The organism is Eubacterium sp. AF15-50 (genome assembly GCF_934835595.1).
In the GTDB taxonomy this organism is placed as follows: domain Bacteria; phylum Bacillota; class Clostridia; order Lachnospirales; family Lachnospiraceae; genus Eubacterium_G; species Eubacterium_G segne.
Map to the genome: position 1 here is coordinate 13,321 of NZ_CAKVZL010000005.1, position 13,570 is coordinate 26,890.

The 13,570-nt window shown below is 33.6% G+C and carries 12 protein-coding genes; all 12 read left to right on the forward strand.

Annotated elements, in window-relative coordinates; translation table 11 throughout:
• Positions 1-32 precede the first annotated feature (32 nt).
• From cps2T to Q5O73_RS01300, 12 genes are read left to right on the forward strand one after another with little or no spacing between them, the layout of a single operon-like run.
• Positions 33-1,232, forward strand: coding sequence for a beta 1-4 rhamnosyltransferase Cps2T (cps2T, locus tag Q5O73_RS01245; RefSeq protein ID WP_021952359.1), 1,200 nt, complete (start codon positions 33-35; stop codon positions 1,230-1,232).
• Between the two features lie 36 nt (positions 1,233-1,268).
• On the forward strand, positions 1,269-2,618 hold the full coding sequence (locus tag Q5O73_RS01250; protein WP_302668863.1) for a glycosyltransferase: 1,350 nt from the start codon (positions 1,269-1,271) through the stop codon (positions 2,616-2,618).
• On the forward strand, positions 2,619-3,389 hold the full coding sequence (locus tag Q5O73_RS01255; RefSeq protein ID WP_302668864.1) for a glycosyltransferase family 32 protein: 771 nt from the start codon (positions 2,619-2,621) through the stop codon (positions 3,387-3,389).
• A gap of 54 nt (positions 3,390-3,443) precedes the next feature.
• Positions 3,444-4,760, forward strand: a complete 1,317-nt coding sequence (locus Q5O73_RS01260; protein ID WP_302668865.1) for a hypothetical protein — start codon at positions 3,444-3,446, stop codon at positions 4,758-4,760.
• Between the two features lies 1 nt (position 4,761).
• Positions 4,762-5,979, forward strand: coding sequence for a glycosyltransferase family 4 protein (locus tag Q5O73_RS01265; protein ID WP_302629398.1), 1,218 nt, complete (start codon positions 4,762-4,764; stop codon positions 5,977-5,979).
• A gap of 16 nt (positions 5,980-5,995) precedes the next feature.
• Positions 5,996-7,084: a hypothetical protein gene (locus Q5O73_RS01270; RefSeq protein ID WP_302668866.1), complete on the forward strand. Its 1,089-nt coding sequence runs from the start codon at positions 5,996-5,998 to the stop codon at positions 7,082-7,084.
• Positions 7,085-7,135: 51 nt separating this feature from the next.
• A complete protein-coding gene (locus Q5O73_RS01275) occupies positions 7,136-8,020 on the forward strand; it encodes a glycosyltransferase (RefSeq protein WP_302624624.1) in 885 nt (294 codons plus the stop codon).
• A gap of 27 nt (positions 8,021-8,047) precedes the next feature.
• Complete coding sequence (locus Q5O73_RS01280; RefSeq protein WP_302668867.1) at positions 8,048-9,304, forward strand: O-antigen ligase family protein; 1,257 nt, start codon at positions 8,048-8,050, stop codon at positions 9,302-9,304.
• Between the two features lie 23 nt (positions 9,305-9,327).
• Positions 9,328-10,188, forward strand: coding sequence for a glycosyltransferase family 2 protein (locus Q5O73_RS01285; RefSeq protein ID WP_302668868.1), 861 nt, complete (start codon positions 9,328-9,330; stop codon positions 10,186-10,188).
• Complete coding sequence (locus Q5O73_RS01290) at positions 10,181-11,119, forward strand: glycosyltransferase family 2 protein (protein ID WP_302668869.1); 939 nt, start codon at positions 10,181-10,183, stop codon at positions 11,117-11,119. Before Q5O73_RS01285 ends, Q5O73_RS01290 begins: the two co-directional genes overlap by 8 nt.
• 15 nt (positions 11,120-11,134) lie before the next feature.
• Positions 11,135-12,580, forward strand: coding sequence for a lipopolysaccharide biosynthesis protein (locus Q5O73_RS01295; protein ID WP_302629394.1), 1,446 nt, complete (start codon positions 11,135-11,137; stop codon positions 12,578-12,580).
• Positions 12,581-12,601: 21 nt separating this feature from the next.
• Positions 12,602-13,567 carry a 2-hydroxyacid dehydrogenase gene (locus Q5O73_RS01300; RefSeq protein ID WP_302668870.1) on the forward strand — a complete coding sequence of 322 codons (966 nt, stop codon included), beginning with the start codon at positions 12,602-12,604 and terminating at the stop codon, positions 13,565-13,567.
• Positions 13,568-13,570: the final 3 nt, after the last annotated feature.

Here is a 13,570-nt window from a genome sequence, read left to right on the forward strand (position 1 = left end):
ATTAAATTATGAATAAGAGAATGGGAGCTGTAATGAATAGTAATTTTACAGACACATCCAAAAGACATATATTTATTGTGGGATGTAAAGGTATTCCTACCAGATATGGCGGATTTGAAACCTTTGTAGATAAATTAACGGAATATACCAAAGATGAGAGTATTCAGTATCATGTTTCAAGAATATTAGATGATAGTGAATATGATGAAAATAATACTGAATATGAGTATAACGGTGCACATTGTTTTGATATAAAACAGCGTATGGGCGGACCTCAAAAAGCTATATTTTATGATGTTGATGCTATAAAATACAGTATTGACTATATCAAAAAATATAATCTTAAGGAGCCTGTTATTTATGTGCTTGCCTGCAGGATAGGGCCTTTTATTGGAAAGTTTAAAAGGCAGATACATGAACTTGGTGGGCAACTTTATGTAAACCCGGATGGACATGAGTGGAAGCGTGCCAAATGGAGTGCTCCCGTTAGAAAATACTGGAAAATATCAGAGCGTCTTATGGTTAAAAATGCTGATTTGCTTATTTGCGACAGCATAGGCATTGAAAATTACATAAAGGAAGATTACAAAAAGTATAATCCAAAAACCACATTTATCGCCTACGGTGCAGAAACATCTAAGTCAACTTTGGCAGATGATGACAGCAAGGTAAAGGAGTGGTTTTCAAGGTTTAACGTAAAGTTTAAAAACTACTATGTGGTTGTGGGACGGTTTGTGCCGGAAAACAACTTTGAGGCAATTATAAGGGAGTTTATGAAGTCGAAAACGAAGAAAGATTTGGTGATTGTAACGGATTATCAAAATAATGTTTTCTACGATGGACTCCTGAAAAGTACAGGTTTTAATAAGGACAGGCGAATTAAGTTTGTAGGCACGGTTTATGACCAGCCATTATTAAAGAAAATAAGGGAAAATGCCTTTGCATACATTCACGGACATTCTGTTGGTGGAACAAATCCAAGTCTTCTTGAGGCATTAGGTCTTACAGATGTAAACCTCTTATTTGATGTTATATTTAACAGGGAAGTGGCAGAAGACGGAGCTAAATATTGGAGTTTAGATGACGGGGATTTGGCAGCTTTAATAGACAAAACAGATAATATGAGTGAAAATGAGATAGAGACTATAGGTAACAAAGCTAAAAAACGAATTGATAATTTTTACAACTGGGAATACATAACTGAAAAATATCAGAAGTTGTTTAGAAAATAGAAGAAGGGGAGTATCATATACATATAGAGATATATTATGAGAATTTTACATTATGGATTAGGATTCCCACCTTATAGAACAGGCGGGCTTACGAAGTATTGTGTAGACTTAATGTTAATACAAAAAAATATGGGACATGATGTGGCAATGATGTGGCCGGGAAAACTTGGTTTTTCTGGTCATTTTGTGCATATAAAAACTACCATTAATAAAATAGGAGTTAAGAGCTTTGAAATTGTTAATCCTTTACCGGTTCCTCTGGATGAGGGAATAAAGGATATAAAAGAATACACTAAAAAATGCTCAAATCCACAGATTTTTAAGGATTTTTTTGATGAGTATAAGCCTGATGTACTTCATATTCATACATTTATGGGACTGTATAGAGAGGTCTTGGAGGAAGCCAAAAATTTGGGCATTAAGCTGGTGTTTACAACCCATGACTATTTTGGAATATGTCCAAAAGTTACCTTATTTAGAAACAATCAAATATGTGATGGAGATTGCGGAAAGTGTGAAAAGTGTAATGAAAGAGCACTGTCCATAAAGAAAATAAAAATACTCCAGTCTCCATTATATAGAGGGTTAAAGGATACCAAAGTTGTCAAAAAGTTAAGGACATCCCATAGAAGGGATTTTTTTGATAACGGATTTAGTGAAGGGGAAAACTGTGGAAACCGGCAAAAGAATCAATACGAAGAGTTAAGAAATTACTATGTAAGTTTTTTTGAGTTTATAGATATGGTACATTTCAATAGTTCTACAACAGAGGAAGTATATAGAAAATACATCCCATTATCAGTGAAGGGAAAGGTTATAAATATAACCCATGGAAAAATTGCTGATAACCGAAGAAAAAAAGAGTTTAACGAAGACCTGTTAAAAATTGTATATTTAGCTCCGGCAAAGCCTTTTAAAGGATATATAATTTTAAGAGAAGCTTTAGATGAGCTATGGAATGAAGGCATAGATTGTTTTAAATTGACCATGTATAATAACTCAAATGATATAAGAGAATATATGGATGTAAAACATAGTTTTAAGGATGAGGATTTAGAAAAAATATTTGAAAAATCAGATGTCCTTATTATGCCCAGTGTATGGAAGGAAACCTATGGATTCACGGTTCTTGAGGCCTTAAGCTATGGTGTTCCCGTTATTATAAGTGAAAATGTCGGAGCAAAGGATTTAGTGGAAAATAATCAATATGGTATGGTCATAGAGCCTACAAAGGATGGAGTCAAAAGAGCCATTATTAAGTTAATAAACAATAGAGATATCCTAAAAGAGTATAACAACAAAATTGTAAATGAAATGGACTTTGAGGGTATTTTAAGGTCACCTTATGATATAGAAAAGTTATATGAAGATATTAGGAGAATATAGATGGCAATACCTAAAATAATACATTATTGCTGGTTTGGAAAAAATGAAATGCCACTAAAGGAAAAGGAATGTGTGGCAGGCTGGAAGAAATTTTATCCGGATTATGAATTTAAAATTTGGAATGAGGATAATTTTGATTATAATAAATGTATTTATGCAAGACAGGCCTATGAAAGGGGGTATTATGCCTTTGTAAGTGATTACGTTAGGGCAAAGGTTTTATATGAATATGGAGGAATATATTTAGATACTGATGTTAAAATCATTAAGAAATTACCCAATGTACCGGAAAAGGGATTTTTGGGATTCGAAAGAAGAAAATTTATAGGAACTGCAGTAATGGCGGCAGAGCCGGAAAGTGAACTAATTGCAGAACTTCTTGATTATTATGAACAACATGAATTTGTACAGCAAAAAGGATATATAGACAGTATAGCAAATGTGTCCATATTAACTGATATATGTAGGAGAAAAGGACTCATACCTGATGGAAGAAAACAGAAAATAGAGGGTTTTGAAATATTTTCAAGAGAGCTTTTTTATCCAAAAAAATTAAATGAAAATACCTTTGAGACAACAGTGGAGACATGTGCAATTCATATGTGCTCTAACAGTTGGATGACGGAAAGAGAAAAAAAACGTGGAAACAATAAAATATGGATTAATGTGTTAAGACCGGTTTTAATAAAAATAAGATGCTGTCTGAGAAAACTGCTGGGAGATGAAATGGTCAGAAAAATTGAAATAATTGTTAGAAATAAGATGAAATAGGTTAATATGTGGAATGAGATTTGCAGCAAAGTTTTTTCTGAATGCGTTGAAACTTTGGAAAATAAAAAAATTGAATATTTTATCTTGAGAAATTACACAGACCTGCCTGAAAAAAATAGTGGCAAAGATGTTGATATTGTAGTTAATCCTAAAAAACTTGCATTATCAAAGAAAATAATCAGAACTATTTTTAAGAATAATGGGTTTGTATATTATGATGAGGCGGTTTTTGACAGTTTGCATTGTATGCACGGAATTAACCTTCAGTCGGGGCATGGAATCCATATAGATTTACTGGCAGGGTATAGGGCAAAGGGATACGAGCCAATGGATTTTATGTCATTATATGGCAAAGTTATTAAATATAAGAATTTCTATGTATTAAAAGAACCCGTAAACAGTGTTATGCTGCTGGTATCAAAAATTTTCGGATACAAACACCCGGTAATAAAGGAAAAATACAGGCAGCAGATATATAATGCATATATTAATGATACTAATGAATTTAAAGAGACATTAAGATACATATTAAGTGGTAAAGCATATGAAGAAGTAGATAAAAGATTGAAAGAAAATGATTTTGGCGGAATAATAGAATATGGAGAAATAATATCTGAAAATATTATAAAAAACTCCATTAAACACCACAGGATAAAGTCTTTAAAGGGGGCGTTGGGATTTCTGTTAAAAAGTGCAAAAAAGATAGCAATTTGTTATAGGAAATATGAGAGAAGTCTTGCTGTTGTGGCACCGGATGGAGCCGGGAAAACAACATTTATTAATGTCCTTAGTAAAAAAATTGAAAATGGTTATGTTTCAGATGAAAATAAAATTCATGTGTATCATTTCAGACCGGGAATACTTCCTAATTTGGGAGAAATAGGTGAGAAAGCCGGAGTTATGAAACAGGATAAAAACTGGGAGGCCCCCCATAGAAGGGCACCGGCAGGCTTTTTTAGCTCTGTTTTTAGAATTGTATATTATTCCATGGATTATATTATTGGATATAAAAAAATGGTGAGGAAAGATGTCCACTATGACCGTTTTAGTGTATTTGACAGATATTGTTATGATTTAATAGCTGACCCTGAAAGAACCAGAATAAAATTACCTGTATGCATAAGAAGGTTTTTTGTATTCCTTTGTCCAAAACCGGGACTGACATTTTTTTTGTGGGGAAATGAAAATAATGTTTATGGGAGAAAAAAGGAACTTACAGTAGATGAGATAAGACATCAAAACTCATTGTATAAAGGTATGGCAGAGAAGAAAAAGGGATTCTATATACTTGATGCAGATAAGGATGTTGAGGATATAGCGGATGAGGCTATAAAAATTATTTTGGAATATTATGGAGAAAAATTAAATTAATATGAAAAAAGAAAAGATTTTTGTTTCGGCATATGGGTGTGAACCAAATAAAGGTTCTGAAATAGGAGTAGGATGGCACTGGATTGTTGAAATGTCAAAATATTTTGAACTGTGGGTTATGACAAGGGCAAGTAATAAGCAAAATATAGAGAATTATCTAACGGAAAATCCTATAAAGAGCGAAATTCACTTTGTCTATTTTGATTTGCCCGGAAAACTGAGATTTTGGAAGAAGGGGCTTCGGGGGGTAAGGTTATATTATAATTTGTGGCAGATTTTTTCGGATAAACTGGTTAAAAAAACAATGATTGAAAATAACATAGGAACCTACCATTTGCTGACTTACGGGAATGCATTTTGGAAAGCAAGCAGTTATGGAACAAAGCAAAGATTTATATGGGGGCCTACAGGGGGAATGGATACAATACCTACTGAATTTTCAAAACGTTATGGTACAAAACAGCGATTTCTTGAGTTTGTAAGAAGATGGGCAGTAAAAACCATAAGATTAAATGGTGGATTTCAGAAAAAATGTAAAAGGGCGGATATAATATTTTGTAAAACAGGGAATATGTACAATGCCATAAGTGATAAGTACAAAAACAAGGCAATGGTGTTTACAGATGTGGCTGTGGAAAAAAGGGACATAGACATAAAGGAAATTAAAAGAAAAAGTATAACAAAATATGTTGCAGCAGGCAGATTAGATGGCTGGAGAGGGTTTGACATACTTATTGAAGCGTTTAATGAGGCGTTAAGGGAAAACGGCAACATTGTTTTGGAAATACTAGGTGAAGGTGATGACAGAAAACGCCTGGAGAAAATAATAGCAAAACATGGTTTAGGGGATAAAGTATCTTTGACAGGTAAGGTTGGAAGAGAAGTTTATGAAAAGAAAATGGAAGAAGCGGATGTGGTGGTAAATCCTAACTTGAAAGAGGGTGGAGTTACAGTGGCTTTTGACAGCATAGCTTTTGGCAAACCGTTGATTTGTATAGACACAGGAGGATATACAAGAAATTTTTCTCACGATAGTGTTTGCATATTAAGTATGCAATCTTCCAAATTATTAATAGGAGAACTGAAAAAAAGCATACTTTTTTTAGCAGATAGCGATAACAGGAAAAAAATGCAGGAAAAGATTTTAAGGGAACAGGAAAAATTAAGCTGGGAACAAAAGGGCAGGGAAATATTTAATATTATAGATAAATTGCTTTAGTTATATGAGGATGAATATGTTTAGAGAAGAAATTTGCAGATTTGTGTTTAAAAGACAGGGTAAAACTAAATATTGTGTAATTGATAATGGGTATAAAACATGGATAATACCATATAACAAAATGAAAAATGCCGTGGAAATGTTCTCTGAATACAGTTTTAACGGCAGGGTAATGAAATATATTTTTCCTTACACCAAATGGAGCAGACTAATAAGAAAAAAGGCAGGGTGTAAAATAGAAGAATTAACAATAGGCGATGAGTTAAAGGCGATTATAGAAAAATATGTTGAGGAAAAATATGAATGCGCCATTTATTTTGGCAATTTAGATACTGTTCAGAATTATAAGGCGGTTGTACAGGTATTTAATGGCTGTAGGACATTACTTTACATAAAGTTATCTATGGAAGATGTTGTTAAGGAATCTTTCTACAGGGAAAAAAGTGCACTGGAGTTGCTCAATAAGGAAGACGTCAGGTTGATTCCCTGCATAGAGGGAATTGAACAGGTAGGAAAATGGAAGGCTATGGTTCAAAAACCACAAAATGTCCAATGCACTAAAACAAAAGGTTTTAACGGAAAACATTGGAATTTTCTAGAAAATATGTGTAAAAAAAATATGGTTAAATGCCAATATAAGAATACGGACTTGTATCCATACTTAAATAGTTTACATAACTACATAGAAGGGCGTAATACTTCATGGAAGGGCATAATTGTAAAGGCGTTAGAAAGAGCTGAAGGATATTTAAACGGTATAGAAGAGTTTTCTTTTGGTCATGGGGATTTTTCACCTTGGAATATAAAGGAAACAGTAGATGGGATATATGTTTATGATTTTGAATATTGCTTAAAAACCACTGTTCCCTACATGGATTATTTTCATTTTTTGTGCCAGCATGAAATAATCAAAAAAAATCCTAAGCCACCAAGAGTTATAAAGATTTTAGAAAGAGATAGGCAGGAGTTAGAAAAGCACATTAAAAATATTGATGATACCTTTATAGTATACCTTCTTTTTATCATTTCTTTTTATATTAGGAGAAATAATGAAAAAAATAGCAACTTTTTGTTTAGAATTGCATTATTAGAAGAAATGTTATAGAAAATGTGGTATATTAATATAGTTTAAGATTGGTTAGTTAAGGAGCACACAGTGGAAAGTGTTTTAATAGTATTAAATTATAATGATGCCATAACAACAAAGAAATTAATAAATAACGCAGAAAACATAAAAAAGATAGATAAAATAGTAGTTGTTGATAATAACTCATCGGATAATTCACTGGAGGAATTAGAAAAGTTAAAAGGCGAAAAGACGGATGTCATAAAAGCAGAGAAAAACGGTGGGTATGCATATGGCAATAATTACGGTGTAACCTATGCCATAAGAAATTATTCACCTAAATATATCTTTATTGCAAATCCTGATATTGAATTGGGAGAATCGGTGATAGATGGTATATTGAAATTTTTTGAAACTCAGGCACGGGAAAACAAAAAAATCGGTGTTGTATCGGGAAAAATGGTTACTACCACAGGAGCAAAAATTCATCCGGCATGGAAATTGCCTACATATGGAGACTGTTTGTGGGAAAATCTTATGGTGCTTAGAAAGCTGTTACGGGTGAAGAGTGCGTACTATAATCAGGATTATTTTATGGGAAAAGAAAGTAAGGTTGACGTTGTGAGTGGCGCTTTTTTTGCCATAGAGACAAAGACATTTGTGGATATGGGGATGCTTGATGAGTCAACATTTTTATATGGTGAAGAGAATATATTGGCATACAAACTTAAGAAAGAAGGATATGACAATTATATATTGAATCAATATGAATTTTTACATCATCATTCAGTAAGCATATCAAAAAACATAAAGTCAACAGGTAAAAAACTTGATTTAGCTTATGAAAGCAGGTGCATTTATTTAGATAAATATCTCAAAGCAGGCAAAATAAAAAAAATAATTCATGCAGTTACATATAAGGTGGGAAAGATTAATTATCTTCTGGCAAAAAGGTTAACGGCAGGGACTAAGTAGTGATGAAAGTAGAGCAGGAAAGGTAATATGATAATAAGACTTAAAATAGATAGACAAATAGTATGGCCTCTGGTTGCATTATATATGTTGCAATTCTTTTTTGGAGCCCATAAAGTTGTGTACGTTGTGTCACTTATATGGTTAGCGTCTTTGATGGTAAGGGAAAACTCAATGATAATAACATTGCCAAGAGTTAATGGTTTGCTTTATTACTCTATTGTAATAGTTATGGCGATTGTAATAGGCATGTTTTCCAATGAAGTCAGGGATGTAGTTAAGGATATTTATTACATTTCACAGCCGGTTATAATTATTACAATCGGATATCTTTATGAGGGATTAAATAATGGTAAAAGCATAAAAAGGACACTCTATCTTATAGGAACATTTATTTCAATTGTGACGTTATTCAGGGTGCTGGTGAATATTCCAAATTTGACGGATTTGGAATCTGTAAGAAATATAGCAAATTTAAGTGTGTACGAGGTAACTTTTGTTGCAACAATAATGTTTGGAGACAAAATTTTATCGAAAAAAGTTATCTTTGGAAATATTATGGACTGGGTTATGTTGGGACTTATGGTTGTGAAGGTTATTATATCCATGGGAAGAACGGAATTAGTTTCCATAGTAGCAATGATAGGCATAATACTTGTGTTTAATGTATTTTTCAGTAAGCAGAAATGGACGTTTATTTTTAAAATAATTGGAATAGTAGCGGCAGTGGCGGTTATGGTGATTGGTATTTATATTGCATTGCCGGAGGAAGCAAAAGAACAGTTTAGCAATAAAATAAACTATAGTTTTCAGGAAATTGAAACTGACCTGGACTATGATAATTATATAGATGCAATACAACATTGGAGAGGATTTGAAATAGATCAGGCTCAAAAACAGTGGAAAAGTTCAAATATGGTTACACAGATTGTTGGAGGAGGACTTGGAACGTATGTTAAGGTTAAATATTTGCCTAATGAATTTACTGAAGATATGTATAAAGGACATTCCATAGCCTTATTACACAATGTATACTACACTTTGTTAATAAAAGGGGGATTGCTGGGGATGGCGGCATTAATATGGCTTTATATAGCAAATATTCTGCCGGTATTTAGAAAAAAATATGTTAAGTACAGACCGGAATTGATTGTACAGTGTGCAATAACAGCGGCAATGATGTTTATGTCATATCTTGTTATGGCAAACTATAATGTAAGCATGTATATTACATGGGGAATTATGACCGGATGGACTAATGCACTTATAAGAGGATATAAGAGATAATTAAAAAGCAGGGAGCGGGTATTATGATATCAGTAGCTATGACTACATATAATGGCGAAAAATATGTGAAAGAGCAGTTAGAGTCCATATTAGAGCAAACCAAACCGGTGGATGAAATTGTTATTATGGATGACAAATCTACTGATGAAACGGTTGGAATAATAAAAAAAATACAGGAAAAAAGTGAAGTAAAGATAATTTTAGAGGTGAATAAAGAAAATGTGGGTTACATAGAGAATTTTAGAAGAGCCATAAAAAAAACAAAGGGCGACATAATTTTTTTATGTGACCAGGATGATGTGTGGTATAAGGGTAAAGTAGAGGTAATGTCCGGGCTCATGGAAAACGGAGATATTGGTGTTTTATGTTCAAAATATGATTTAATAGATGCCTTTGGAAAGCATATAAACAGTGAAGATATGAAGTTTAGTGGAGATAGGAATATTGGAGATGATTTAATTGCACAAATAAAATTTTCGGAATTGTTATTTGGAAATATTGCTCCGGGATGTACATATTGCTTCACAAAGGAGATAAAACAATTATATCTTCGCCGGATTAATAACCCAATAATTCATGATTATGCTATATGTTTAATTGGGGCAACGCAGGGAAAATTATACTACTTTAACAGGAAAACCATGGAGTATCGCCTACATGGAAGTAACAGTATAGGCATTGAAAAAAAGACCGAGCCGGAAAAACTTGAATTAAAGGGGAGAAAAAAACCATATTTAATCGCTTTTTTGGAGAACTACTATGACATAATGAAAAGTAGAGATAAATTAAAGGCAAGATTTATTTTATATTTGAGAATTCCGGTAATAAAGGTATTGGTAGATAATGCTTTTATTATTGCTAAGGAGAAGATTAAACATGGATGATGTTATTTTAAGTATATATGTTCCCACATATAACCATGAAAAATATATAGCAAGGGCTTTAGACAGCATTTTAATGCAAAAAACAGATTATGCATATGAGGTGTTAGTGGGAGAAGATGCGTCTACGGATAATACCAGAGCCGTACTTAAAGAATATGAGAAGAAATATCCCGGAAGGTTTCAAATGTATTATAGGGAAAAGAATATGCATAAACAAAAGGTACGAAACGCCGGAGATTTAATAAGAAGATGCAGTGGTAAATATATAATTGCATTGGAGGGAGACGATTTCTGGACAGACGAAAACAAGATAGACGAGGAGATAAGATTTTTAGAAACACACCCGGACCACATTGCAGTGGCACATAATTGCGTGGTTGTTGGAGATAATTCTAAACCAAATGGAGAAGAGTATCCGGAATGCAAAGACGAGGAATATACCATAAACCATTATGTAAGTGAGATTATGCCGGGGCAGCTGACAACGGTTATGAAACGAAATTACAGAAGAGATAATGTGTTTGACACGTCATTAATTGATAAAGGACTTATTCCGGGAGACAGAGTTCAGTATTTTACATTTTTGTGTAATGGTAAGGTTCATTGTATTCAAAAAAAAATGAGTGCGTACAGGCATATAACAAATGGTGGAGACAGTTATAGTGCCGGAGCAAAATATAGTTATAAAAATGCTGAAAACATGATTAGAGAAGCAATACTGTATGCTGAAAAAAAAAGCAATAAGAAGAATGCAACTTATATGGAATTTTCGTATTTGAAAAATATCAGGGCAGGAGTGAAATCAGGGCAGATTAACAAAAAAAGAGCTATTAAGGATTTTGGAAACTTAAAACATAAATTTACGGCAGTATGGCTTTATGTGAGATTTTGGATAAACTGCCACATAAGACATAAAAGAATTTGGCTATAGGATGGATAGAATGAAATGAATGATAATAACATAAAAAACAAAACAGTATCCGGGTTGATTTGGAGATTTATGGAAAGGTGTGGGGCACAAGGTGTAAACTTTGTTGTGTCCATTATTTTGGCAAGATTACTTGCACCGGAACTGTATGGAACCATTGCATTAATTACGGTGTTTACGGCAATTTTGGAGATATTTGTTGATAGTGGAATGGGAAACGCACTTATACAGAAAAAAGACGCAGACGATGTGGATTTTTCCAGTGTATTTTACTTTAATATGTTAATGTGTGTCGTGTTATATGGTGTAATGTTTATTTCAGCACCATACATAGCAAAATTTTATAAGGACTCAGAGCTTACTCCCATTGTCAGGGTTATGAGTCTTGTGTTAATTATTTCAGGCTTAAAAAATGTACAGCAGGCATATGTATCCAGGACAATGCAATTTAAAAGATTTTTCTTTGCAACTCTAGGAGGAACCATAGTGGCGGCAGTTGTGGGAATCTGGATGGCATATGAAGGATATGGCGTATGGGCATTGGTGGCACAGAACCTGGTAAATAAGGTAATAGATACAACGGTTTTATGGTTCACTGTAAAATGGAGACCCAAATTATTGTTTTCCATTAAACGTCTGAAAGGTCTTGTGTCATATGGTTGGAAATTGCTGGCATCAAGTCTTTTGGATACCGTATATAACAATTTAAGACAGCTTATTATCGGAAAGCTGTATAGTTCTTCTGATTTAGCTTTTTACAACAGGGGAAAACAGTTTCCGAACTTTGTAATTACCAATATAAATACATCCATCGACAGTGTACTTTTTCCCGCAATGTCATCCCAGCAGGATGATACTGAAAGAGTGAGATCCATGACAAGAAGGTCAATAAAAATAAGCAGCTACATTATGTGGCCGTTAATGATGGGTTTGGCATTTACAGCCACATCAATAGTATCATTAGTATTAACAGACAAGTGGCTTCCATGTGTACCGTTTTTAAGAATTTTCTGCTTTGTGTATGTATTTTTTCCTATACATACAGCAAATCTTAATGCAATTAAGGCAATGGGAAGAAGTGATCTGTTTTTAAAACTTGAAGTTATTAAAAAAGTCATCGGGCTTATTGTATTAGTGTGTACCATGTGGTTTGGTGTGGAGGCCATGACTTACAGTTTACTGGTTACAAACATTATAAGTCAGATTATAAATGCATATCCTAACAGACAGTTACTGGGATATAGTTATATTGACCAGATAAAAGATATTCTCCCGTCAATTGCAATGGCGTTATTTATGGGATTCTGCATTCTGGCTGTAGAATTGTTAAATTTAGGCGCGATAGCTACATTGATGACACAAATCGTGCTAGGCATCATTATTTATATTTGGCTATCAATTATTTTTAAGGTAGATAGCTTTTATTATCTTATGGATATGGTTAAGGAAATTAAGAACAGATAGTTTTTGATGAAGGAGAATACATTGAAAATTTTACTTACAAATCATTATGAAGGTAAACCGGCAGAAATTATAAAAAGTGCAGTGCCTGACGGATTTGAACTGGAAATGTTGGAAAGTGTTTCACAGCAGGAACTTGAGGGAAAAGTAAAAGAAGCAGATTACCTGCTGGTTAGCGGAAGGCTGAAAATCAACAGGACAGTGTTGGAAAATGCAACAAATATAAAGATGATACAGAGAACCGGAGTGGGACTTGATTCAATAGATTTGGAATACATTAGGAATCACGATATTCCGTTTTATGTAAACAAAGGTGTAAATGCACAAAGTGTGGCTGAACACACAATACTTTTGATGCTGGCGTCTCTTAGAAATTTAGTGGAAATTAACGAAAACACTAAAAGAGGAATCTGGAAAAAACAGGCTCAGGGAGTTTGCACACATGAGCTTTGCGGGAAAACAGTGGGGCTTATTGGAATGGGTGCAATAGGCAGAAAAGTGGCAGGAATGCTTAAGGCGTTTGGAGCTGAAGTTTTATATAATGATGTGTCAAAAATGAAACAGGAAGATGAGAACGCCTTAGGAATAAAATTTTCCACAAGGGAAGAAATTATTGAAAAATCAGATATTATTTCTCTTCACTGCCCATTAACAGATGATACTCGCCATATGATTAATGACAGGGCTGTTAACAAAATGAAAAATGGTGTTATACTTATAAATACCGCAAGAGGTGGGCTGATTGACGAAGCAGCCCTTATTAATGGCATAAAAAATGGGAAAATAGCAGGTGCCGGCATAGATGTTTATGAGAAGGAACCGGTTGACAACAGTGAAGTATTAAATTTACAAAATGTTATTACAACACCTCACATAGGTGGGGTTACCTATGATAGTTTTTATCAGATGATGTATCAGGCAATGAGAAACATTGAAATGTTTGATAAGGGACAATTACAGGAAATAGAGCAAAGCAGATACAAATTTTAGGAG

What these genes read in the sequence shown, in the direction of transcription:
- cps2T (WP_021952359.1), top strand. Translation starts at nt 33, where the DNA reads ATGAATAGTAATTTTACAGACACATCCAAAAGACATATATTTATTGTG.
- Q5O73_RS01250 (WP_302668863.1), top strand. Translation starts at nt 1,269, where the DNA reads ATGAGAATTTTACATTATGGATTAGGATTCCCACCTTATAGAACAGGC.
- Q5O73_RS01255 (WP_302668864.1), top strand. Translation starts at nt 2,619, where the DNA reads ATGGCAATACCTAAAATAATACATTATTGCTGGTTTGGAAAAAATGAA.
- Q5O73_RS01265 (WP_302629398.1), top strand. Translation starts at nt 4,762, where the DNA reads ATGAAAAAAGAAAAGATTTTTGTTTCGGCATATGGGTGTGAACCAAAT.
- Q5O73_RS01270 (WP_302668866.1), top strand. Translation starts at nt 5,996, where the DNA reads ATGTTTAGAGAAGAAATTTGCAGATTTGTGTTTAAAAGACAGGGTAAA.
- Q5O73_RS01280 (WP_302668867.1), top strand. Translation starts at nt 8,048, where the DNA reads ATGATAATAAGACTTAAAATAGATAGACAAATAGTATGGCCTCTGGTT.
- Q5O73_RS01285 (WP_302668868.1), top strand. Translation starts at nt 9,328, where the DNA reads ATGATATCAGTAGCTATGACTACATATAATGGCGAAAAATATGTGAAA.
- Q5O73_RS01290 (WP_302668869.1), top strand. Translation starts at nt 10,181, where the DNA reads ATGGATGATGTTATTTTAAGTATATATGTTCCCACATATAACCATGAA.
- Q5O73_RS01295 (WP_302629394.1), top strand. Translation starts at nt 11,135, where the DNA reads ATGAATGATAATAACATAAAAAACAAAACAGTATCCGGGTTGATTTGG.